This is a genomic window from Bordetella genomosp. 13 (assembly GCF_002119665.1).
Lineage (GTDB): Bacteria > Pseudomonadota > Gammaproteobacteria > Burkholderiales > Burkholderiaceae_B > Bordetella.
The window spans coordinates 206,409-230,120 of record NZ_CP021111.1 but is presented as its reverse complement, the minus strand read 5'-3'; the positions used below and the strand labels follow the sequence as shown (position 1 = coordinate 230,120).

The following is a 23,712-nucleotide window of genomic DNA, read 5'->3' as shown; positions in this document are numbered from 1 at the left end:
CGTGCCTGGGCCGCAGGGGCGGGATTGCCACACTTTCCGGCTGGCCCGGGCAGATGCCTGAACTAAAATCCGCGGCATGCAGACCATCGCCGTCACGGACCCGACCGAACAGGCCTCGCGCCTGGCTCAACTGTATGACCGCCTGGGCGCGCGCGCCCACGAGCTTCCCCCGCAATTGGCGCGCCCGCTGTATCTGGCCGGCCATTGTTGCGGATGGATGACGCACGCCGCATGCGACGCCCTGCGAGGCACGGGGCTTGCCGAGATCGAACCCGACGCCGTGCGCCTGGCTCCCGGCCTGCAGCCCGGGCCGCGGCTGGACGCCGTTCTGGCCGACGTTGCGCAAATCCTGCGCGATGCCAATTGCCTGCGCGGCTGGCGCGACGAACTGCTCGACGTGATGGCGGGGGACGTGCGACTGGGCGCCATCGAGCGCGCCGCCGTGCGGCCGCTGGGACTGGCCACAAAGGCCGTGCATCTCAATGCCTGGACGCCCGATGGGCGTTTGTGGATCGCGCGCCGGTCGCTCAGCAAGTCGACGGATCCCGGCATGTGGGACACGCTGGTGGGCGGGCTGGCCGGCAGCAACGAAGACCTCGATCTGGCGCTCGAGCGCGAATGCGCGGAAGAAGCCGGCCTGGATCCGCATCATCTGCACGCCCGCGAGCCGCTGCGCACCATTCTGCGCATGCACCGCCGCCTGCCCGAGGGCTATCAGGTGGAAGACCTGCTGGTCAGCACCTGTGTGCTGGACGAAGGCGTGCGGCCGGCCAACCGCGACGGCGAAGTGATGGAGATCGTCGCCCTGCCGGTGGAGGACGTGCTTCGTTGCGTGGAGGCCGAGGAGTTCACGCTCGAGGCCGCGCTGGTCGTGGTCGAGGACATCATCCAGCAGCGCGCGCGCGGCCGCATCCGCTGAACGCCGCGCGGCAGGCCGGCGTTGCCCGCCTGCGCTTGCCAGGCGCGCCGCCGACATGCCGGCGCGCCTTCGGTCTTCAGTGCGAATGCCTGGGATCGCCGCGCGTCTCGACCACGCGCAGGTACAGCGTGGCAGGCTCCAGGCACGCGCCGGTCGACAGCTGGCCCACCATGCTGCGATAGATCTCCTGCCAGGGCGTCTGCGACTCGGGCGGCACCGTGCGCATCTGCTCGCCGCGCCGCTTCAGTTCCTCGTCGTCCACCTGCAGGGTCACGGTGTGCCGCCCGAGGTCCACGCGCAGCCGGTCGCCCGTCTTCAGCAGCGACAACCCGCCGCCCACCGCCGCCTCGGGCGACATGTTGAGTATGGACGGACTGGCCGACGTGCCGCTCTGGCGCCCGTCGCCCAGACAGGGCAGCGAATCGACGCCGCGCTTGATCAGCGCGGCCGGGGGCGCCATGTTCACGACCTCGGCGCTGCCCGGATAGCCCACCGGCCCGCAGCCGCGTATCACCAGGATGCAATGCTCGTCGATCTCGAGCGAAGGATCGTCGATGCGGGCGTGATAGTCCTCGGGACCGTCGAACACCACCGCGCGCGCCTCGAAGGCGTTCTCGTCGCCGGGCTTGCACAGGTAGGCGCGGCGGAACTCTTCGCTGACCACCGACATCTTCATGATGGCGCTGTCGAAGAAATTGCCGGACAGGACCATGAAGCCGGCCCGCGGCATCAGGGGCTGGTCGTGGCTGTACACCACCTTGCGGTCGCCGGTGGGCGAAGCCGCCGCGATCTCGCCGATGCGCTGTCCCGAGACCGTCAGGCAGTCCTCGTGCAGGCGCCCGGCGGCCTGCAGCTCGTGCAGCACGGCCGGCACGCCGCCGGCGCGGTGGAAACTCTCGCCCAGGTACTCGCCGGCCGGCACGCAGTTCACCAGCAGCGGCACATTCTCGCCCAGGCGGTGCCAGTCCTCGAGCGTGAGCTCGACGCCCATGTGCCGCGCAATGGCGATCAGGTGCCACGGCGCGTTGGTGGAAGCGCCCAGCGCGGAGGCCGCGACGATGGCGTTCTCGAACGCCTGCCGCGTCAGGATGTGCGAGGGCCGCACGTCTTCGCGCACCATGTCGCAGATGCGCTTGCCCGTGGCGTAGGCCATCTGGCCGCGCTCGCGGTACGGCGCGGGAATGCTGGCGCAGCCCGGCAGAGACATGCCCAGCGCCTCGGCCAGGCAGTTCATCGACAAGGCCGTGCCCATGGTGTTGCAGTGGCCCACCGACGGCGACGACGCGGTGGCCAGGTCCATGAAGCCCTCGTAGTCCAGCTTGCCCGCCGCCATCAGGTTGCGCGCATGCCAGATCACCGTGCCCGACCCGACGCGCTGGCCCTCGTACCAGCCATCCAGCATGGGCCCGCCCGACAGCACGATGGCGGGCAGGTCGACGGTGGCGGCCGCCATCAGGCATGCGGGCGTGGTCTTGTCGCAGCCGGTGGTCAGCACCACGCCGTCCAGCGGATAACCGTGCAGGATCTCCACCAGGCCCAGGTAGGCCAGGTTGCGGTCCAGCGCGGCGGTGGGGCGGCGGCCTTGCTCGGCGATGGGATGCACGGGAAATTCCATGGGAATCCCGCCTGCGTCGCGTATGCCCTCCTTCACCCGCACAGCCAGCTCGAGATGATGACGGTTGCATGGCGCCAGGTCGCTGCCGGTCTGCGCGATGCCGATGATGGGCCGGCCCGACTGCAGTTCGGCGCGCGTCAGGCCGTAGTTGAGATAACGCTCGACATAGATGGCGGTCATGTCGGCGTGCGAGGGGTCATCGAACCATTTCTGGCTGCGCAGCCGGCGCGGGGTATCTGACATGATGAAGCTCACTGCTGGGTTTCAAGGAATGCCGCCCGCGGCCGCGGCGGCCTGCGGGCATGCCGTCAGCGCCGGGCCTTCTGGATTTCCTGGTTCAGTTCCTGCACCAGTTCGGGCCCCAGGTCTTGCGTGGCCTTGTCGACCACCGGCTGCACCTTCTGGCGCATGCGCTGCAACTCCGCCTCGGGGACGGTATTGATCTTGACGCCGGCCTTCTCGATGATGGCCATGGCCTTGGTGGAGTCGGCCCGGCTGTCCTTGCGTTCGAAATCGCGGGAATTGATGGCGGCCTGCATGATGAGCTTCTGCTCATCCGCGGACAGGGTCGACCACCACTTCTTCGAAGCCAGCACTACCCAGGGAGTGTACACATGCCGCGTCAGCGTCAGGTACGGCTGCACTTCGTAGAACTTGCTGCTCTGGATGGTGGTGACGGGATTCTCCTGGCCATCGACCGTGCGGGTCTCCAGCGCGGTGAAGAGTTCGGAGAACGGCATGGGCACGGCATTGGCGCCCAGCGCGTTGAACACGCCCAGCGCGACCTGGTTCTGCATGACGCGCAGCTTGATGCCTTGCAGGTCGTCGGCGCGCTCGATGGCGCGGCGCGAGTTCGTCATGTTGCGAAAACCGTTCTCCCAGTACACCAGACCGACCAGGCCCTTGTCGTCCAGCTTCTTCAGCAGCTTCTGGCCCAGCGGGCCGTCCAGCACCGCATCGGCTTCCTTTTCGTCGTTGAAGAGGAACGGCAGGTCGAACACGCCGAACTCCTTGACCATGGTCGCCAGCGGCGCGGTGGAGCCCACCATCATCTCCTGCGCGCCGCCGACCAGCGCGTTCTGCATCTGCTCGTCCGAACCCAGGCTGGCCGAACCGAACGTGCGCATCTTCATCTTCCCGCCGCTCAGCTTCTGTACTTCTTCGGCCAGGTACCGCGCGGCGCGGCCTTGCACGCTGTCGTCGTTCAGGCCATAGCCGAAGCGGATGATGCGCGGTTTGATGTCCTGCGCCGCGGCCACGCCGCTGGCCATGCAGGCCGCCACGGCGGCCACGGTCAACAGCGTTTTCTTCCAGGTCTGCATCATGATGTGTCTCCTTCCGGGATAGTCGGGAATCAACCTGCGCGGCTCGTGCCGCGCATGGACCGGGACGCGGCGCCCGCCGCGCCCCCGGGACTTAGTGCATCCAGCTTGCCGGCACGGTGATCAGGCCGGGGAAAATCACCAGCAGCGCCAGCAGCACCGTGTAGGCCACCACATAGCGCCAGGCGCCGCGGCAAACGGACTCGAAACTGATGCGCGCCACGCCGCACACGACGTTCAGCACCGTGCCCACCGGCGGCGTCAACAGCCCCACGCAGCCGGTCATCACGAACATCACGCCGAAGTAGATCGGATCGATGCCGGCCTTGACGACAACGGGCATGAGCACCGGCGCGAGAATCAGGATGGTGGGAGTGAGGTCCATCACCGTGCCGACCAGCGTCAGGATCACCAGCAGCGCGAGCATCAGCAGGCGCGGCTGGTCCATCACCGGCTCGAGCAGGCCAACCAGATCCGCGGGCAGATCGGCCAGCGTGATCATGTAGGACGACACCATGGCCGCCGCCACCAGGAACATCACCACCGCGGTGGTGCGCGCGGCACTGACCATCAGGCGGCCGAGGTCGCGCACCTTCAGCTCGCGGTAGATGCACACGCTGACGAAGATGGCGTATACGGCGGCCACCACCGCGGCCTCGGTGGGCGTGAAGATGCCCCCGCGCAGCCCGCCGATGATGATGACGGGCAGCATCAGCGCCCAGCCTGCCTCGCGCAGCGCCCGCAGGCGCACGCTCCACGGCTGCCGCGGACTGGGCGTGACGGGCCCGTGCCGGCGCGCCACCCAGGTCCACACCGCCACCAGCGTCAGCGCCATCATCAGGCCGGGCGCGATGCCCGCGAAGAACAGCTTGGTGATGGATACGTTGGTCGCCACGCCGAAAATGATGAAGGAGATCGACGGCGGGATGATGGGCGCGATGATGCCGCCCGCGGCAATGAGGCCCGACGCCTGCCCGGCGTCGTAGCCCTTGTCGCGCAGCATCGGAATCAGCAGCGAGCCCAGCGCCGCGGCGTCTGCCACCGCCGAGCCGGACAGCGCCGCCAGCATCACGCTGGCGCAGATCGCCACATAGCCCAGCCCGCCGCGCACGTGGCCGACGAAGGTGGCGGCCAGGTTCACGATGCGCCGCGACAGCCCGCCGGCGTTCATGACCTCGCCCGCCAGCATGAACAGCGGCACGGCCATCAGCGCGAAGCTGTTCGCGCCGGACAGCATGTTCTGGCCGATGATCTGCGAATCGAAGAAATCCAGCTGGAACATCAACGCCACCGCGGAAAGCAGCAGCGAGAAGGCGATGGGCATGCCGAGCATGATCAGGCCCAGCATCACCCCGAGGAATATCGTCAAACTCATGGAAGCTCCGTCCGTGCGAGGTCAGGCGGCGGTCTCGCCGTCCAGGGTGTCGGACGGCAGCGGAGCGCCGGACAGCAGGCGGACCAGCTCCACGCAGGTCAGCAGGCCCATGCCCACCGCCCCATAAAAGGCCGCGGCGTCGAATACCGCGCCGGGCAGGCCGGTGACCGGCAGGCGCGAGCCCAGGCCGATCTGCACCTGCTGCCAGCTGCCGTCGGCCATCAGCCACAAGGCCCACAGCACGAGCGCCTGGCAGACGACGTGCACGGCGCGCCGCGCGCCGGCGCCCAGGCGCGCCACCAGCATGGTCACCGCGATGTGCTGGCGATCGCGCAAGGCCAGCACCGCTCCCAGGAAGATGAGCCACACGAAGGCCAGGCGCGAGACCTCATCGGAGATGTTGATGCCCGAATTGAACAGGTAGCGCAGCGCGACGTTGCCGAACAGCAGCACCACCATGACTGCCAGGCAGCCCGCCATCAGCACGGTCTGCAGGCGGATACAGGCATCGGCGAGGCGGGCCAGCGCGCGCAGGCGCGCCCCGCCCCCGGAGGGCGTATGGGGTGTGGACAAGGGAACGTCTCCGTACTTTCTTGGTGTTTGATGCCGCGTATGTTAGCGATATCATGCGGGGTATGTAAAGATGTCCCGAGCGTCCGGCGACCCGGTACTTCCCCGGGTATGCTTGCGTCGTACTCGGCCCCTCGCCGCCACGCAAGATCTTTCCTTCATGCCCACCAGAAAGCCCCGCAGTACCCGTGACGGCCGTGTGACCATGCAAGACGTCGCCCTGCGGGCCGGGGTGAGCGCCATCACGGTCTCGCGCGCGCTGCGCTCGCCGGAGAAGGTCGCGCCCGCGCTGCGCGCACGCATCGAGCATCTGTGCAGCGAGATGGGCTACGTGATGAACCACGCGGCCAGCGCACTGGCATCGGCCCGGTCGCGCACCATCGTCGTACTGATTCCGTCGCTGTCGAACGTCGTGTTCGTCGACATCATCACCGGCATCAAGGAAGTGCTCGACGCCAGCGGCTATCACATGCTGCTGGGCGTGACGGGGTATTCGCAGGACGCCGAGGAAACGCTGCTGCGCACGTACATGCAGCATGCCCCGGATGGGGCGATTCTTACGGGCGTGGACCACACCGATGGCGTATGGGAGCTGCTGCGCAGCCGTCGCCTGCCGGCTGTCCATACGATCGAGACGCTACCTGCCGAGGACGCGGGCATGAGCGTCGGCTTCTCGCAGTTCGATTCGGGATACGTGGCGGGCCGGCATCTACTGGAACGCGGCCATCGCCGCATCGGCATCGTCTGCGCGCAGCTGGACCCGCGGTCGTTGCGGCGCAGCGAGGGCTGCCGCCACGCCTTGCGGGAGGCCGGCGTGTACGATCCCGCCCTCGAGATCATGACGCCGCAGAAGTCGTCCATCGCCTTGGGCGCCGAGCTGCTCGAAAGCCTGGTCGCGGCGCATGCCGACTGCGATGCGGTGTTCTTCTGCAACGACGACCTGGCGCACGGCGCCGTGTTCCGGTGCGCGCAGCTGGGCATAGCGGTGCCCGGCCGACTGGCGATCATCGGCTTTCACGACCTGTCGGGCAGCGCCTGGACCACCCCGCCGCTCACCTCCATCGCCACGCCGCGCTATCGCATCGGCGTGGCCGCCGCCGACATGCTGATGCGACACCTGGCAGGCGAGCCGGTTGCGCAGCGGCACGTCGACCTGGGCTTCGAGCTGGTGCATCGCGCCACCAGCTGAGCGCGGACCATCAAGGCAGCTGCTGCGCCTGCTGCGAAAACTGCTTCCATACCTCGATGGCGCGCATGCGCTGCTTGGCCACCGTCTGGATGCGGTCGCGCAGGTCCGCGTCGCGAGCCAGCAGCGCATGGAAGTCGCGCGCCGACAGCATCAGCAGCTTGCTGTACCCCAGCGAGGTCACGTCGGGATTGACCTGGCGCTCGCCCAGCAGGGCCAGCTCGCCGAAGAACTCGCCGCTGCCCAGTTCGATGGCGGTGCCGTCGGGCAGGTGCACCGCAACGGCGCCGGACGCCACGATGCACATCTCTTCGCCATGCCGCCCGGCGCCCAGCACGGGCTGGTCGGGCAGCGCCAGTCGCGGCCGGAGCAGGCGGCAGATCGCGCGCAGCGAATCGGCACTGAGGCCCTCGAACAGCGGCACGCGCTTGATCAGGTCGGCAGCGGCCATCTCCATGTCGAGCCCCGGGTGGCGGTCGATATGTTGCCAGCGCCCTTTAAGCTGCCCCATCAGGTCCGCGTAGACCTCGCCGCTGATCAGGAACTGGTCGAGCATGCTGCGATAGCGCATGCGCTCGAGCTCGCGCGCGACGCGGCCCAGATAGCTTTCCTGCAGCCACAGGGCATAGGACGGATACTGCAGGTTCAGCGCCTGCAGCGACGCCTCGATCAGGTCGAGCCTGCGCTGGTGCGCGCCCACGATGCGCTGCGCCGCGTCCTCGCCCAGCAGCGGCCCGATCTGTTCGCTGGCGAACTGGATCAGCCGCTGCGCGACCGAGCGCTTGGTCATCAGATTGGAGAAACGCTGCGCCAGTTCGCGCGCCAGCCACGACTGGAATCCGAAGGTGTAATGCACCCGCAGCGCCATGCGGAAGCCGGGCGAATAGCGCACGTCGGCCTCGATGGCGGCCTCGAATCCCTTCAGCCCGCCCGTGCGCACGGCGTCCTCGAGCCGTTCGGCGCGCGCCAGCAGCGCCTCGGCCATGCGCCAGTCCACGATCTGCGCCTTGAGAATGTCGAAGAACATTTCCTCTTCGCGCCGCGCCACGATGCCCAGCCCCACCGCCACGCGCTGTTCCAGGCTCATCTGGCTGACCTGGCTGTCGTGCACGCTGGCCAGGCTGCCGTCGAACACCGCGTGGATGCGCTTGCTGGCCTCGGGACTGATGTGGTCGGTTTTGGCGATCTCGTCCGTCTTCTCCTGCAGGTCTTCGAGCGCAATGGTCAGGGCCTGGTTGCGGATGGTGCGCTCGACTGGCGACAGCTGGTTCAGCCCCAGCATGCGGATCAGCGGCCGCAGGCTGATGCCGTTGATGAACAGCGTCATCAGCACGAAGCCGGTGGTGGCCACGGCCACGAACTGGCGCGCCTCGGGCGGCACCGAGTCCTGCTCGGTGACGGCCAGCGCCAGCGCGAGCGAAACCGCGCCGCGCAGTCCGCCCCACAGCATCACGGTCTTGTAGGGATTGCTGACCTTCGTGCCCAGCCGCGTCAACCCAAGCAGCGGCAGCAGCCCGAACACCACGATGGCGCGCGCCACCAGCGTGACCACGAACAGCAGCAGCACCAGCAGCAGCTCGGTCCAGTCCGCCTCGTCCATCATGCGCGGAATCAGCATGGAAGCGAACAGGAAGATCAGCGAATTGGCCCAGAAGCCGAACTGTTCCCACGCGCTGGACAGGTGTTCGAAAGTGGCGGGCGACATGCGCGTGCGGCCCGCGGATCCCACGACCAGGCCCGCGATGACGGTGGCCACCACGCCCGACACTCCCAGGTAATGCTCGGAGATGAAGAACGACAGGTAGGCCAGGGTCAGCGTCAGCGTGATCTCGGCGGTGGGAAAGCCGCGCAGCCACGCGAACAGGTAGCACGCGGCGCGGCCCATCAGGTAGCCGGCCAGGCCGCCCCCCAGGAAGGCGTACAGGAAATCGCCCAGCACGCTGCCCGCGCTCAGCCCGTCTCCCACTCCGCCTATGGCCGCCAGCAGCACCGAGTACAGCGCGATGGACGCCGCGTCGTTGAACAGGCTTTCGCCCTCGACCAGCGTGGTCAGCCGCTTGGGCGCGCCCACCTCGCGGAAGATGCCGACCACCGCCACCGGGTCGGTGGTGGCGACGATGGCGCCCAGCAGCAGGCAGACGATGAGGCCATACGATGACACTGCGTTCAGCGAGAAGCCCACCACCACGGTGCAGACCACCACCGCCACGATCGCCATCATGAGAATGGGGCCGATGTCGTCCATCAGGCGCCGCACGTTCATGGACAGCGCCGTCTCGAACAGCAGCACCGGCAGGAACACCATCAGGAAGGTATCGGATGAAATCTCGAAGCGCTCGATGCTGTCCAGCAGGTCGCGCAGCACGGGCGGCGCCCAACCGTGCAGGTGCACCACTATGCCCAGCAGGCACCCCACGATGGCCAGCAGCACCGAGTACGGCAGCTTCAGGCGGCCGGCGAGCGGCGGCATGAAGCACACCAGCGTCAACAAGCCGGACAATCCGAAGACGAGCAGACCGACATCCATGTGTGAATTCTTTTCCGGGTAGCCATGCGCAAGGCACAAGGATAGCGGGTTTTGTCCAGGCGCCGCCCCGCCGGGGCGAATTGCAACTCGCGGACCGCGGCACACTTTGGTTACCGCTGCGCACACCCGGGGAACTCCATTGCCGCGGTTTTTGGCTAAGGTGCGAGGACCGCCTCGAAAACCGCTGGAGAAGGCCATGAGCGCCGCCCATGCATCCCACGCCGACGAGCAGCCCGCGCTGCTGCTGCACCTGACCGACACCCACCTGCTCGACGAACCGCATGCCGAAATGCTGGGCGTCGACACCGAGGCCAGCCTGAAGGCGGTGCTGCGCCAGGCCATGCGAGAGACCCCGGGCGCGCAGGTGCTGCTGGCTACCGGCGATCTCGCCCAGGACGGCAGCCGCGCGGCCTACGCACGGCTGCGAGGCGTGCTGGGACCCGTGGCCTCGGCCGTGCGCTGCCTGCCGGGCAATCATGACGACCCCGCGGCCATGCACGCCGTGCTGCCGGATTGGACCACGCCCATCACCGACGTCGGCGCCTGGCGCATCGTCATGCTGGACTCGACGGTGCCTGGCTCGGATGCGGGCCATCTGGACGAGCGCCAGCTCGAGCTGCTGGAGAGCGCCGCCAAATCGGCAGGCGACCGGCACGTGCTCGTGGCGCTGCATCACAATCCCGTGCAGATCGAAAGTGGGCGCCACGACGCGATGATGGTCGACAACCCTCAGGCGCTGTTCCAACGCTTGGCCGACCTGCCCCAAGTGCGTGTCGTGCTGTGGGGCCACGTGCACCGCCAGTTCGACCGGCGCCGCCACCATCTGCGCCTGCTGGCCACGCCTTCGACGTGCTTCCAGTTCGCGGTGCACAACGGCCGCCATACGCTGGACGGCGCCGCGCCGGGCTATCGCTGGCTGAAGCTGTACCGCGACGGATCGCTGGCGACGAGCGTGCGGCGCTTGAATCCCGCTACGTGGCACGCGCTGTGCGCGGCCGCGCAGCCGCGCGCCGCCTGACGCACAAAAGTTCTCTGAACCGCGCGAGCGCGCAAAAAAATCGGGGCACCGGATTACCGATGCCCCGCAAGCGTTCGTCTCATAGGGGAGGGGAAAGAGGAGAAGCCGAGACGAACGACAAGACAGCAAGCGAAGCGTGCTCCGGGCCTCGCTGTCTACATGAAGTTAGTCCGTACGCCGCGAGTAAAGTTTCCCGCGCCGGGGAAAAAATCGTGGCCGACTTTGTATCAATCCATTAACCCGGATGGGCGGCTTCAAACAGGCTGCAGCGTGCCGCGCATCTTCTTCAGCGCGGCCGATTCGATCTGGCGGATGCGCTCGGCCGACACGCCGAATTCTTGTGCCAGCTCATGCAGGGTGGCGCCGCCGTCGTCCTGCAGCCAGCGCGCCTCGATGATGCGGCGCGAACGCGGATCGAGCGCTTCCAGTGCGCTGGTCAGGCCCGCGCCCTGTTGTTCGTCGCGGGCCATGCGAGCCAGCACGCGCGTGGGTTCCTGGCGACCTTCGTCGGACAGGTAGGCGATGGGCGCGTAGCTGTCGTCGTCCTCGTCCTGGTTCTCGAGCGAGAGGTCGCGGCCGGACAGGCGCACTTCCATTTCGCTGACGTCTTCGCGGCGAACGTTCAGTTCGTTGGCGATATGGTCGACCTGTTCGGGGTCGAGCGTATGCCCGTCGGGACGCATGCTGCGCAGGTTGAAGAACAGCTTGCGCTGGGCCTTGGTGGTAGCCACCTTGACCAGGCGCCAGTTGCGGATGATGTATTCGTGGATCTCAGCCTTGATCCAGTGCACCGCGAACGACACCAGGCGCACACCGCGTTCGGGATCGAAGCGCTTGACGGCTTTCATGAGGCCGACGTTGCCTTCCTGGATCAGGTCGGCGTGCGGCAGGCCATAGCCGAGATACTGGCGTGCGACGGACACGACCAGCCGTAGATGAGACAGCACGAGTTCGCGGGCGGCCTCGAGGTCTTCCTGGTCGCGCAGGCGGCGCGCCAGTTCGGTCTCGCGTTCGGGCGTCAGCACCGGCAGGCGATTGACGGTGGAGATGTACGCGTCGATCGTGCCGAGGGCACCCGGATTGGCCACGGCCAACGCCAGGGCGTTGCCGGAATAGGCCAACGAACTACTGGGTTGTTTCATGATTGCGGCCTCCAGGGACGATGGGACAGTTGCTTTGATGTTAGCACTCTGGTTCATTGAGTGCTAATTCGACCGGGAGCTGTAGTCCAAGTTCCGGACATCCGCCCGCTTTGATGCGTCCCTTTTACCAACCCTGCTGCTTGATCGCTTCCTCGGTGGCCGTGTCGGCCGGCCGGATGAACAGCGCACCACGCGGGTCCAGGAGCACGTCGTAGCGTGCCCCGTCGAGCATCGGCATATAGGCGGCGCTGCCGAACTGCACGTCGACGAAGGGCAGCCAATTGGGGAACGTGCGCTTGAGTTCGCCCAGGTCGGGGGCCGGCCAGTCGTCCAGCCTATGGACCGAGCGCGTGGCGGCACGCTCGCGCTCGACGTCGCGGTAGCGGCCGGACAGGCGCTCGAGCCGGTAAAGGGGCTGCGCACCGGCCAGCAGGGCAGGCAGACGCCAGCGCACCACGCGCGCGTCGATCTGCCACTGGTCGCCGTACAGGGTGAACTCGCGAGGCTCGCCGCCTTGCGGCTGCAGGCTCAGCAGGAAGGTCTGTTCCGACTGCCGCACCATTTTCACAGCCGCGACCGGCTGGTCGGTGGTAAGTCGATAGAACTGCACCAGCGATACGGCCAGCACGCCCGACACGCAGGCCAGCATTACCAGCAGCAGGCCGAACAGCCGCCGCACCGGCCGCAGGCGAAATACTTTGCGGCCCATTTCATCGCGCGGGCCGCCTCGGCCCAGCAGCAGGCCCAGCCCGACCAGCAGGGCGACGATGGCGCCCAGCGCGAACCAGGCAAAAGGAGCGAGCGTATCGATCACAGTGCGGGAACTCCTTATACCGCGACGCGCCCGGAGGCCGCCGCCAGGGCTACACAGTATAAGAAGAGAGCCGGTCGCGAAACGCTATCCCAGCCGTTCGGCGTGAAACCGGATGTGATCTTCGATGAAGGTGGAGATGAAGTAGTAGCCGTGGTCGTAGCCCTCGTGCCGGCGCAGCGTGAGCGGCTGGCCCGCCTTGCGGCATGCCTCCTCGAAGGCCTCGGGATGCAGCTGCTCGGCCAGGAAGCCGTCGGCCAGACCCTGGTCGACCAGGATGCCGTCGGGGAACGGGTTCCGCCGCTCGCTCATCAGGGCCGTGGCGTCATAGGCCGCCCATTGCGCGCGGTCGTCGCCCAGGTAGCCGCCGAAAGCCTTGCGGCCCCACGGGCATTGCGAAGGCGCCGCGATCGGCGCGAAGGCCGAGACCGAGCGGAATTTCGCGGGATTGCGCAGCGCCAGCACCAGCGCGCCGTGCCCGCCCATCGAATGGCCGAAGATGCCGACGTGGCCGGCATCGCCGGGCAGTTCGCCGCAGGCGATGTCGTACAGCTCTTCGACCACGTAGCTGTACATGCGATAGTGCGTCCGCCAGGGCTCGGCGGTGGCGTCCAGGTAGAACCCGGCGCCCGTGCCGAAGTCCCAGTCCGCGTCTTCGCCGGGCACGCCGGCGCCGCGCGGGCTGGTGTCCGGCGCCACCAGCATCATGCCGTGGCGCGCCGCGAACCGCTGCGCGCCGGCCTTGATCATGAAGGTCTCTTCGGTGCAGGTCAGCCCCGCCAGATAGAACAGCACCGGCAGGCGGGCCTGCGGCGCGCTGTCGCCCTGATCCGGCACGAACACCGAGAAGCGCATCGGCAGGCCGATCTGCGTGGACGCGTGACGGTAGTAGCGCTGCCAGCCGCCGAAGCAGCGATGCTGCGACACCAGCTCGAGCGCGCCCATCAGTACATCACCACCGAACGGATGGACTCGCCGCGCTTCATCAGGTCGAAACCTTCGTTGATGCGGTCCAGGGGCAGGGTGTGCGTGATCAGGTCGTCGATGTTGATCTTGCCTTCCATGTACCAGTCGACGATCTTGGGCACGTCGGTGCGGCCGCGCGCGCCGCCGAACGCCGAGCCCTTCCATTCGCGGCCGGTGACCAGCTGGAACGGGCGGGTGCTGATCTCGGCGCCGGCCTCGGCCACGCCGATGATGATGGACTGGCCCCAGCCCTTGTGGCAGCACTCGAGCGCCTGGCGCATCACCTTGGTGTTGCCGATGCACTCGAACGAGTAGTCGGCGCCGCCATCGGTCAGCTGGATGATGTGGTCGACGACGTTCTCGACTTCATTCGGATTGACGAAGTGCGTCATGCCGAACTTGCGGGCCATGGCTTCGCGCGCGGGGTTCAGGTCGACGCCGATGATCTTGTCCGCGCCCACCATTTTCGCGCCCTGGATGACGTTCAGGCCGATGCCGCCCAGGCCGAAAACCACGACGTTGGCGCCCGCCTCGACCTTGGCCGTGAACACCACGGCGCCGATGCCGGTGGTGACGCCGCAGCCGATGTAGCAGATCTTGTCGAAGGGCGCGTCCGAACGCACCTTGGCCAGCGCGATCTCGGGCACCACGATGTGATTGGCGAAGGTGGACGTGCCCATGTAGTGGAAAAGCGGCTTGCCGTCGAGCGAGAAGCGCGAGGTGCCGTCGGGCATCAGGCCCTTGCCCTGCGTCGAGCGGATGGCCTGGCACAGGTTGGTCTTGCGCGACAGGCAGAACTTGCACTGGCGGCATTCCGGCGTGTACAGCGGAATGACGTGGTCGCCGGGGCGCAGCGAGGTGACGCCGGGGCCGACGTCGGTGACCACGCCGGCGCCTTCATGGCCCAGGATCGCCGGGAACAGGCCCTCGGGGTCGGCGCCCGACAGCGTGTAGTAATCGGTGTGGCAGATGCCGGTGGCCTTGACCTCGACCAGGACTTCGCCCGCCTTGGGGCCTTCGAGATCGACCTCCTCGACAGTCAGCGGTGCGCCGGCTTTCCAGGCGATGGCGGCTTTGGTCTTCATGCAAGGCTCCTGTAGGTATATCTGCGGGGTACTGTATCGCTGCTGAGGATGTTAACCTGACCGGCGTGGCGCCTGTGCCCACTGCCGGCGTGGCGCCTGCGCCCAGGCCGTCCCCGTCGTATTTTGCTGCTGCCGCTCGGCCGTCAAAAACGACACTATTTATATATAGCAAGTCCGCGACAACCTATATATAGTCAACGAACAGCAACCGTTCTTGCGTACGCAAGCTCATAGCTCATGGCCCGTCTGCCCCGCCTGTACGCCCCCGGGCTGCCCCAACTGGTGCAGGCCAACTTCGTTCAGCCGCTCGCGGCGCCTTCGCAACCCGCGCCGCAAGACATCCTGAATCAGCTGGCCACCTGGCTGGGCGATTCCGCCCAACGCCACCGCGTGGCCGTGCATGGCTGGGTGCTGGCCAATGACCGCATCCTCCTTTTGGCCACGCCCGTCGACGAAGACGGCCTGCCTCGGCTCATGCAAACGCTGGGCCGCAACCTTGCCGCCCGCCTGCGCGGCGGCCGGGTCTTCGCCGGCCGCTATCGCTCCGCGCTGCTCGAACCGGGCGCTTGGGTGCTGCGCGCCCTGATCTGGCTCGAAACCTATCCCGTTCGCAGCGGCGGCGCATCCGATCCCGATGCCTGGCCGTGGTCCTCAGCCGGCAGCCATACCGGCAACAGTCGGCAGCAGCCGGCCCAATGGCAGTCCGACCACGCCGACTACTGGGCCTGCGGCAACACCCCTTTCGACCGCCAGGCCAACTACCGCCGGCGCCTGCAAGAGGGGCTGTCGCGCGAAGAGGCGCAGCGCATCGAACAGGCTGTGTCCGGCCAATGGGCGCTGGGCGGTCCGTCGTTCATCGCCAGCCTGGCGCACACCGCAAGCCGTCGGGTGGCGCCGGGCCAGCGGGGCCGGCCGCGGAAAAAGCCGGCTTCGCCTGTTTCCGCCACGGGCGCCCCGCCCGACCCCAGCAGTCAGACGCCTTGACGCAACACCGCGCGGCGCCAGGCCGCGCAGGCTGAACACCCCTTTCAAATAATGGGGACAACCCAAAACACACATGCCGCGGGTGGTGACAGGCGCCGTGCGCCTAGCGTAACGGCCGCTGTTTCGCGCCGGCGATATATGTCCCCAATATATTCCAGAGTAGAAATGTACCGTTTTATTTAGGGACGCACCCCTATTGTTTGGCTTGCTCCGCATACCGTCCCGCAGTATCGTCGCTCCCTGCACTGCAACATTCCGACGCAGACCCCTGCGGAGCGCGCTCATGCCCCATACCTCTTCCTCCGATTCTTGTCGCCCCGCCGCCCCGACGGCGCCCATCGATGCCACCCGCATCGGGCTGCCCGCGGCGCAGGGCCTGTACAACCCGGCAAACGAGCACGACGCGTGCGGCGTGGGCTTCGTGGCCCACATCAAGGGGCGCAAGAGCCACTCCATCATCCAGCAGGGCCTGAAGATCCTCGAGAATCTGGATCACCGGGGCGCGGTGGGCGCCGACAAATTGATGGGTGACGGCGCCGGCATCCTCATCCAGATTCCCGATGCCCTGTACCGCGACGAGCTGGCGCAGCAAGGCATCGTGCTGCCGCCTCCGGGCGAGTACGGCGTGGCCATGGTGTTCCTGCCCAAGGAGACCGCCTCCCGCCTGGCCTGCGAACAGGAACTCGAGCGGGCCGTGCGCGCCGAAGGCCAGATCGTGCTGGGCTGGCGCGACGTGCCGGTGGACGTGGACATGCCCATGTCGCCCACCGTGCGCGCCATGGAACCCGTCATCCGCCAGCTGTTCATCGGCCGCGGTCCCGACGTCATGGTGCCCGACGCGCTCGAGCGCAAGCTGTACGTCATCCGCAAGACCGCCAGCCACGCCATCCAGCACATGCAGCTGGCGCACGGCAAAGAATATTTCGTGCCCTCGGCGTCGGTGCGCACCGTGGTGTACAAGGGCCTGCTGCTGGCCGACCAGGTCGGCCGCTACTACCGCGACCTGGCCGATACCCGCACGGTGTCCGCCCTGGCGCTGGTGCACCAGCGCTTTTCCACGAACACGTTCCCGGCTTGGCCGCTGGCCCACCCCTATCGCATGATCGCCCACAACGGCGAGATCAACACGGTGAAGGGAAACTTCAACTGGCTGCGCGCCCGCGAAGGCATGATGCAGTCGGCCGTGCTGGGCGAAGACCTGCAGAAGCTGTACCCCATCGTCTACGAAGGCCAATCCGACACGGCAACCTTCGACAACTGCCTCGAACTGCTGGTCAACTCCGGCTATTCGTTGTCGCACGCCATGATGATGATGATTCCCGAGGCGTGGGAGCAGCACACCGAGATGGATGAAAGCCGCCGCGCTTTCTACGAATACCACGCCGCCATGATGGAGCCGTGGGACGGCCCCGCGGCGGTGGCCTTCACCGACGGCCGCCAGATCGGCGCCACGCTCGACCGCAACGGCCTGCGTCCGGCGCGCTACCTGGTCACCGACGACGACATGGTCATCATGGCGTCCGAGGCCGGCACGCTGCAGATCCCCGAGCACCGCATCGTCAAGAAGTGGCGCCTGCAGCCGGGCAAGATGTTCCTGATCGACCTCGAGCAGGGCCGCATCATCGACGACACCGAGATCAAGGCGCAGCTGGCCAACAGCCGTCCGTACCGCCAGTGGATCACGCGCCTGCAGGTCAAGCTGGAATCGCTGCCGGCGCCGCAGACCGCCTCGCCCGCCGCGCAGTCGCCGGTGCCGCTGCTCGACCGCCAGCAGGCCTTCGGCTGGACCCAGGAAGACTACAAGTTCATCCTCGAGCCCATGGCTTCCAGCGGCGAGGAAATGATCGGCTCGATGGGCAACGACGCCCCGCTGGCGGTGCTGTCCAACCGCCCCAAGCCGTTCTACAACTACTTCCGCCAGCTGTTCGCCCAGGTCACCAACCCGCCGATCGACCCGATCCGCGAGCAGATGGTGATGTCGCTGGTGTCCTTCATCGGGCCCAAGCCCAACCTGCTGGACATCAACAACGTCAACCCGCCGCTGCGCCTTGAAGTCTCGCAGCCCGTGCTCGACTTCGCCGCCATGGCGCAGATCCGCGACATCGAGCAGGTCACCTCGCTGAAGTTCCGCAGCTGCGAACTCGACATCACCTATCCGGCCGCCTGGGGCTCGGAAGGCATCGAGGCGCACGTGGCAGCGCTGTGCGCCCGCGCGGTCGACGCCGTCAAGAGCGGCTACAACATCCTGATCGTGTCCGACCGCCTGGTCGACGCCGAGCGCGTGGCCATTCCCGCGCTGCTGGCCACCTCGGCCGTGCACCAGCACCTGATCCGCGCCGGCCTGCGCACCAACACCGGCCTGGTGGTGGAAACCGGCTCGGCGCGCGAAGTGCACCACTTCGCGCTGCTGGGCGGCTATGGCGCCGAAGCCATCCACCCCTACCTGGCGCTCGAGTCGCTGGGCCGCATGGCCGACCCCGAGAAGGCGGTCAAGAACTACATCAAGGCCATCGGCAAGGGCCTGAACAAGGTCATGTCCAAGATGGGCATCTCGACCTACATGTCGTACTGCGGCGCGCAGATCTTCGAAGCCGTCGGCCTGCAGCGCGAGCTGGTGCAGAAATACTTCACCGGCACGGCCTCCAACATCGAGGGCATCGGCATCTTCCAGGTGGCCGAAGAGGCGCTGCGCCTGCATCGCGCCGCGTTCAGCGCCGACCCGGTGCTGGCTCAAGACCTCGACGCGGGCGGCGAGTACGCGTTCCGCGTCCGCGGCGAAGAGCACATGTGGACGCCCGACTCCATCGCCAAGCTGCAGCACGCGTCGCGCGCCAACAACTACCGCACCTACAAGGAATACGCGCAGATCATCAACGACCAGAGCCGTCGCCACATGACGCTGCGCGGCCTGTTCGAGTTCAAGGTCGATCCCAGCCGCGCCATTCCGCTGGACGAGGTCGAACCGGCCAAGGAAATCGTCAAGCGCTTCGCCACCGGCGCCATGTCGCTCGGCTCCATCTCCACCGAGGCGCACTCGGTGCTGGCCGTGGCCATGAACCGCATCGGCGGCAAGTCGAACACGGGCGAGGGCGGCGAGGACGAACTGCGCTACCGCGCCGAGATGCGCGACGGCGCCAGCGGCATCAAGGACGGCGACACGCTGGCCTCGGTGCTGGGCAGCGAACGCATCGCCGCCGACGTCGAGCTGAAGGCGGGCGACTCGCTGCGCTCCAAGATCAAGCAGGTCGCATCGGGCCGCTTCGGCGTCACCGCCGAATACCTGTCGTCGGCCGACCAGATCCAGATCAAGATGGCCCAGGGCGCCAAGCCCGGCGAGGGCGGCCAGCTGCCCGGCCACAAGGTTTCCGAGTACATCGCCAAGCTGCGCTATTCGGTGCCGGGCGTGGGCCTCATTTCGCCCCCGCCGCACCACGACATCTACTCCATCGAAGACCTGGCCCAGCTCATCCACGACCTGAAGAACGTCAACAGCAAGGCCTCCATCTCGGTCAAGCTGGTGTCGGAAGTGGGCGTGGGCACGGTGGCGGCCGGCGTGGCCAAGGCCAAGGCCGACCACGTCGTCATCGCCGGCCATGACGGCGGCACCGGCGCCTCGCCCGTGTCGTCCATCAAGCACGCCGGCACGCCCTGGGAACTGGGCCTGGCCGAAACGCAGCAGACGCTGGTGCTGAACCGCCTGCGCAGCCGCATCCGCGTGCAGGCCGACGGCCAGATGAAGACCGGCCGCGACGTCGTCATCGGCGCGCTGCTGGGCGCCGACGAGTTCGGCTTCGCCACGGCGCCGCTGGTGGTGGAAGGCTGCATCATGATGCGCAAGTGCCACCTGAACACCTGCCCGGTGGGCGTGGCCACGCAGGATCCGGAACTGCGCAAGAAGTTCCAGGGCAAGCCCGAGCACGTGGTCAACTTCTTCTTCTTCGTCGCCGACGAAGTGCGCGAGATCATGGCCCAGCTGGGCGTGCGCACCTTCGACGAACTGATCGGCCGCACCGACCTGCTGGACATGCGCGCCGGCATCGACCACTGGAAGGCCAGCGGGCTCGACTACTCGCGCATCTTCCATCGCGTGCAGAGCGACGCCGACGTGCGCCAGACCGAAACGCAGGACCACGGCCTGGCCGGCGCGCTCGACCACCAACTGATCGAGCGCAGCAAGCCCGCCATCGAACGCGGCGAGAAGGTCTCGTTCATCACCCCCGTGCGCAACCGCAACCGCACCATCGGCGCCATGCTGTCCGGCGCGGTGGCCGCGCGCTACGGCCATGACGGCCTGCCCGACGACACCATCCACATCCAGTGCAACGGCACGGCCGGGCAGAGCTTCGGCGCCTTCCTGGCGCACGGCATCACGCTCGACCTGGTGGGCGAAGGCAACGACTACGTCGGCAAGGGCCTGTCGGGCGGCCGCATCGTGGTGCGCTCGCCGAACGACTTCCGCGGCTTCGGGCCCGAGCACATCATCGTCGGCAACACCGTGCTGTACGGCGCGCTGTCGGGCGAAGCGTTCTTCAACGGCGTGGCCGGCGAACGCTTCGCCGTGCGCAACTCGGGCGCGGCCACCGTGGTCGAAGGCACCGGCGACCACGGCTGCGAATACATGACCGGCGGCACGGTGGTGGTGCTGGGCGGCACAGGCCGCAACTTCGCGGCCGGCATGTCGGGCGGCGTGGCCTACGTCTGGGACCCCGACCGTACGTTCAAGCATCGCTGCAACCTGTCGATGGTCGAACTCGAAACCATCCTGCCGCATGCCGAGCAGCAGGCGCAGAACGCCATGGACACGTGGCACAGCGCCCAGCGCGGCGGCGAGCGCAACACCGACGAGGCCATCCTGCGCCGCCTGGTCGAGGATCACTTCCGCTACACCGGCAGCTTCCGCGCCCGCGAGATCCTGGGCGACTGGGAGGCCGCGCGCGGCAAGTTCGTGAAAGTCATGCCCACGGAGTACCGCCGTGCCCTGGGCGAAATGTGGCGCGCCGCCAACCCGCAACAACTGGCCGCCTGAGGAAGAACATGGGAAAGATCACTGGCTTCATGGAATACCAGCGCCTGCAGGAAGCCTCCGAGGCTCCGCAGAAGCGGCTGAAGCACTGGCGCGAGTTCGTGGTGCGCCTGAACGACGAGCAGTCCAAGCAGCAGGCCGCGCGCTGCATGGACTGCGGCATTCCGTTCTGCAACAACGGCTGCCCGGTCAACAACATCATCCCGGACTTCAATGATCTGGTGTTCCGCCAGGACTGGCGCCGCGCGCTGGACGTGCTGCATTCCACCAACAACTTCCCCGAGTTCACGGGCCGCATCTGCCCGGCGCCGTGCGAGGCGGCCTGTACCCTCAACATCAACAGTGATGCGGTGGGCATCAAGTCGATCGAGCACGCCATCATCGACAAGGGCTGGTCCGAAGGCTGGGTCACGCCGCAGCTGCCCGCGCGCAAGACCGGCAAGAAGGTCGCCGTGGTGGGCTCCGGCCCCGCGGGCATGGCCTGCGCCCAGCAGCTGGCGCGCGCCGGCCACGCCGTCACCCTGTTCGAGAAGAGCGACCGCATCGGCGGCCTGCTGCGCTACGGCATCCCCGACTTCAAGCTAGAGAAGTCGCAGATCGACCGCCGCATCGCGCAAATGGAAGCCGAAGGCGTGGAGTTCGCTCCTTCCACCTACGTGGGCAAGGCCACCGACGCGGCCGCCGACGGCCTGACCGTGCGCACGCCCGAATCGCTGCAGGCCGAGTTCGACGCCATCGTCATGACCGGCGGCGCCGAAACCCCGCGCGACCTGCCCGTACCCGGCCGCGAACTGGACGGCGTGTATTTCGCCATGGACTTCCTGCGTCCGCAGAACAAGGCCGTGGCGGGCGATCGCCTGAAGGACCAGCCCAATGCCAAGGGCAAGCACGTGGTGGTCATCGGCGGCGGCGACACCGGCTCTGACTGCGTGGGCACCAGCAACCGCCACGGCGCGGCCTCGATCACCCAGTTCGAGCTCATGCCCCAGCCGCCCGAAACCGAGAACAAGCCGATGGTGTGGCCGTACTGGCCGCTGAAGCTGCGCACCTCGTCGTCGCACGACGAAGGCTGCGAGCGCGACTGGTCCGTCACCACCAAGGCCCTGGTCGGCGCCGACGGCAAGGTGCAGAAACTGGTGGCCGCCCGTGTCGAATGGGTCAAGGACGAAGCCACCGGCCAGATGAAGATGCGCGAGGTCGAGGGCTCGGAGTTCGAGATCAAGGCCGACCTGGTGCTGCTGGCCATGGGCTTCGTCTCGCCCACCGCCACCGTGCTGGACGCCTTCGGCGTGGACCGCGACTCGCGCGGCAACGTACGCGCCAACACCGACGACTACCGCACCAGCGTCGACAAGGTCTTTGCCGCCGGCGACATGCGCCGCGGCCAGTCGCTGGTGGTGTGGGCGATCCGCGAGGGGCGCCAGTGCGCCCGCTCGGTGGACGAGTTCCTGATGGGCTCGAGCGACCTGCCGCGCTGACGGCGGAGCGCGATGCACGCGCCGGCCAATGCCGGCCGCGCCTTATCCGGCCAGGGCGGCGATGACCGCCGCATTGAAAGCCGGAATGTCATCGGGCATGCGGCTGGTGATGATGTTGCCGTCCACGACGACGGCTTCATCCACCACGACCGCGCCCGCATTCTCCATATCCTTGCGCACCGAGTACCAGCCGGTGGCCCGGCGGCCGCGCAGCAGGTCCGCCTCGATCAGCAGCCACGGCGCGTGGCAGATGGCCGCCACCGGCTTGCCTTGATCGGCGAACGCCGCGACGATCTCGATCGCCTTGGGCTGCATGCGCATCTTGTCCGGGTTGACCAGCCCGCCCGGCAGGACGATGGCATCGAACTGCGCGGTATCCACGTCGCCCAGCGTCATGTCGGGCGTGATGGACTGCTTCGACTCGGGCGACTTGCCCGTGGCGGCATCGTAGACCACGCCCACGATGGGCTGGGTGTCGACGGAAGCCAGCACCACCTGGGCGCCGGCCTGCAACAGCGCCTCGCGGGGCGCGAACAGTTCCGCTTCCTCGTAGCCATCGGTGGCGATCATCAGCACGCGGACGTTGTCGAGCTTGGTCATGGCGAACTCCTTGCGTATGGGTTGAATGGGCCGCCCGGTACCCGTGCGGACAAGACGGACTCTACGCGTGCGCCCGGCCCCTGGGCAGTCCTGTTTCGCTCCAATCAGTAGCAACCAACGGTTGCTTGTCGACCTCGCCGCCATGTGCGCCGGCGAACATCTCCCAAGCTGGCACACGCAACCTTCAGTTGATACTGATCTCACCTGTTGCTTACTACCGGGCCATCGTGCCGATGCCTAGAGTGGACCCCGTCGACTTCCCGACGCCACCTCACTATCGGAGAAACACGATGTCCCTCGCCTCTACCCAAGCCACCCCCCTCGACAAGAACCTGCAAGGCCGCGTTGCCGTCGTCACCGGCGCATCCAGCGGCATGGGCCGCGCCACGGCGGTGCTGCTGGCCGCGCGCGGCGCGAAGGTCGCCCTGGTGGCCCGCCGCCAGACGCAACTGGAAGCAGTCGCCGCCGAGATCCGCGCGGCGGGCGGCGAAGCGCTGGTGCTCGTCTCGGACGTCACGGACCAGGCCTCCATGCAGGCCGCCGCCGACGCCGTGCGCGACGCCTATGGCGATGCCGACCTGCTGTTCAACAACGCCGGCCTGATGCTGCCGGGCGCCATCGGACTACAGCCGCAGCGCGAGTGGGAGTCGCAGATCGACCTGAACGTCACCGGCGCCATGCGCGTCATCCAGGCCTTCGTCCCGCAGCTGGAGGCGGCCGCCGCGCAAGGCAGGACCGTCGACCTCATCAACACGTCGTCTATCGCCAGCCAGTACGTCTACGGGTATTTCGCGGTCTACTCGGCCACCAAGGCGTTCGTCAGCCACCTGGTGCGCCATCTGCGCCTGGAGCTGGGTCCCAAGAACATCCGCGTGTCCGTGCTGGAGCCCGGCATCACCGAGACCGAGCTGCAGGGGCACTTCACGTTCCAGGGCGCCATCGACTGGATCGCCAACGCCTCGAAGTCCATCGACTTCCTGAAGGCGGAGGACATCGCGGCAACGGTAGGCTTCATCGTCTCCCAGCCGAAGCACGTGAACCTGCAGCAGGTCGTCATCATGCCCACCAAGGAAGGCATCTGACCCCGCGTT

17 protein-coding genes are annotated in these 23,712 nt (G+C 67.4%); 7 read left to right on the top strand and 10 right to left on the bottom strand.

Going from position 1 to position 23,712, the window contains the following annotated elements:
- Positions 1-76 precede the first annotated feature (76 nt).
- Complete coding sequence (locus CAL15_RS01060; protein ID WP_086076929.1) at positions 77-919, top strand: NUDIX hydrolase; 843 nt, start codon at positions 77-79, stop codon at positions 917-919.
- Positions 920-995: 76 nt separating this feature from the next.
- On the opposite strand, the gene CAL15_RS01055 is transcribed toward CAL15_RS01060, so the two are convergent.
- The 4 genes from CAL15_RS01055 to CAL15_RS01040 all read right to left on the bottom strand — a co-directional run bounded on the left by CAL15_RS01055 (position 996) and on the right by CAL15_RS01040 (position 5,804).
- Positions 996-2,777 carry an IlvD/Edd family dehydratase gene (locus CAL15_RS01055; protein ID WP_086080860.1) on the bottom strand — a complete coding sequence of 594 codons (1,782 nt, stop codon included), beginning with the start codon at positions 2,775-2,777 and terminating at the stop codon, positions 996-998.
- A 65-nt stretch (positions 2,778-2,842) separates the two neighbouring features.
- A complete protein-coding gene (locus tag CAL15_RS01050; protein WP_420042547.1) occupies positions 2,843-3,856 on the bottom strand; it encodes a TRAP transporter substrate-binding protein in 1,014 nt (337 codons plus the stop codon).
- 94 nt (positions 3,857-3,950) lie between these two features.
- Complete coding sequence (locus tag CAL15_RS01045; RefSeq protein WP_086076927.1) at positions 3,951-5,231, bottom strand: TRAP transporter large permease; 1,281 nt, start codon at positions 5,229-5,231, stop codon at positions 3,951-3,953.
- Between the two features lie 21 nt (positions 5,232-5,252).
- The gene (locus tag CAL15_RS01040) at positions 5,253-5,804 is read right to left on the bottom strand and encodes a TRAP transporter small permease (RefSeq protein ID WP_232468086.1); all 552 of its coding nucleotides are present in this window, start codon (positions 5,802-5,804) and stop codon (positions 5,253-5,255) included.
- A 157-nt stretch (positions 5,805-5,961) separates the two neighbouring features.
- Between CAL15_RS01040 and CAL15_RS01035 the strand changes: the two genes are divergently transcribed.
- The gene (locus CAL15_RS01035) at positions 5,962-6,990 is read left to right on the top strand and encodes a LacI family DNA-binding transcriptional regulator (protein WP_086076926.1); all 1,029 of its coding nucleotides are present in this window, start codon (positions 5,962-5,964) and stop codon (positions 6,988-6,990) included.
- Positions 6,991-7,000: 10 nt separating this feature from the next.
- Here CAL15_RS01035 and CAL15_RS01030 read toward each other — a convergent pair whose 3' ends face one another.
- Complete coding sequence (locus tag CAL15_RS01030; protein ID WP_086076925.1) at positions 7,001-9,514, bottom strand: cation:proton antiporter; 2,514 nt, start codon at positions 9,512-9,514, stop codon at positions 7,001-7,003.
- Between the two features lie 196 nt (positions 9,515-9,710).
- Between CAL15_RS01030 and CAL15_RS01025 the strand changes: the two genes are divergently transcribed.
- A complete protein-coding gene (locus tag CAL15_RS01025; protein ID WP_086076924.1) occupies positions 9,711-10,532 on the top strand; it encodes a phosphodiesterase in 822 nt (273 codons plus the stop codon).
- Positions 10,533-10,786: 254 nt separating this feature from the next.
- On the opposite strand, the gene rpoH is transcribed toward CAL15_RS01025, so the two are convergent.
- The 4 genes from rpoH to CAL15_RS01005 all read right to left on the bottom strand — a co-directional run bounded on the left by rpoH (position 10,787) and on the right by CAL15_RS01005 (position 14,536).
- On the bottom strand, positions 10,787-11,674 hold the full coding sequence (rpoH, locus tag CAL15_RS01020) for an RNA polymerase sigma factor RpoH (RefSeq protein ID WP_086076923.1): 888 nt from the start codon (positions 11,672-11,674) through the stop codon (positions 10,787-10,789).
- A 124-nt stretch (positions 11,675-11,798) separates the two neighbouring features.
- Positions 11,799-12,488: a hypothetical protein gene (locus CAL15_RS01015; RefSeq protein ID WP_086076922.1), complete on the bottom strand. Its 690-nt coding sequence runs from the start codon at positions 12,486-12,488 to the stop codon at positions 11,799-11,801.
- A gap of 84 nt (positions 12,489-12,572) precedes the next feature.
- Positions 12,573-13,430 carry an S-formylglutathione hydrolase gene (fghA, locus tag CAL15_RS01010; protein ID WP_086076921.1) on the bottom strand — a complete coding sequence of 286 codons (858 nt, stop codon included), beginning with the start codon at positions 13,428-13,430 and terminating at the stop codon, positions 12,573-12,575.
- Positions 13,430-14,536 (bottom strand): S-(hydroxymethyl)glutathione dehydrogenase/class III alcohol dehydrogenase, encoded by a 1,107-nt coding sequence (locus tag CAL15_RS01005; protein WP_086076920.1) that lies wholly within the window; start codon positions 14,534-14,536, stop codon positions 13,430-13,432. Before CAL15_RS01005 ends, fghA begins: the two co-directional genes overlap by 1 nt.
- A 237-nt stretch (positions 14,537-14,773) precedes the next feature.
- Here CAL15_RS01005 and CAL15_RS01000 point away from each other — a divergent pair, with 237 nt between their 5' ends.
- From CAL15_RS01000 to CAL15_RS00990, 3 genes are all read left to right on the top strand, one after another.
- Positions 14,774-15,520, top strand: a complete 747-nt coding sequence (locus CAL15_RS01000; RefSeq protein ID WP_086076919.1) for a hypothetical protein — start codon at positions 14,774-14,776, stop codon at positions 15,518-15,520.
- Between the two features lie 283 nt (positions 15,521-15,803).
- Complete coding sequence (locus tag CAL15_RS00995; protein WP_086076918.1) at positions 15,804-20,546, top strand: glutamate synthase-related protein; 4,743 nt, start codon at positions 15,804-15,806, stop codon at positions 20,544-20,546.
- An 8-nt stretch (positions 20,547-20,554) separates the two neighbouring features.
- The gene (locus CAL15_RS00990; RefSeq protein WP_086076917.1) at positions 20,555-22,021 is read left to right on the top strand and encodes a glutamate synthase subunit beta; all 1,467 of its coding nucleotides are present in this window, start codon (positions 20,555-20,557) and stop codon (positions 22,019-22,021) included.
- Between the two features lie 42 nt (positions 22,022-22,063).
- Here the strand turns inward: CAL15_RS00990 and CAL15_RS00985 are convergent, their stop codons facing one another.
- Positions 22,064-22,621 (bottom strand): type 1 glutamine amidotransferase domain-containing protein, encoded by a 558-nt coding sequence (locus CAL15_RS00985; protein WP_086076916.1) that lies wholly within the window; start codon positions 22,619-22,621, stop codon positions 22,064-22,066.
- 290 nt (positions 22,622-22,911) lie between these two features.
- On the opposite strand from CAL15_RS00985, the gene CAL15_RS00980 reads away from it, so the two are divergent.
- Positions 22,912-23,703: an SDR family oxidoreductase gene (locus CAL15_RS00980; RefSeq protein ID WP_086076915.1), complete on the top strand. Its 792-nt coding sequence runs from the start codon at positions 22,912-22,914 to the stop codon at positions 23,701-23,703.
- Positions 23,704-23,712: the final 9 nt, after the last annotated feature.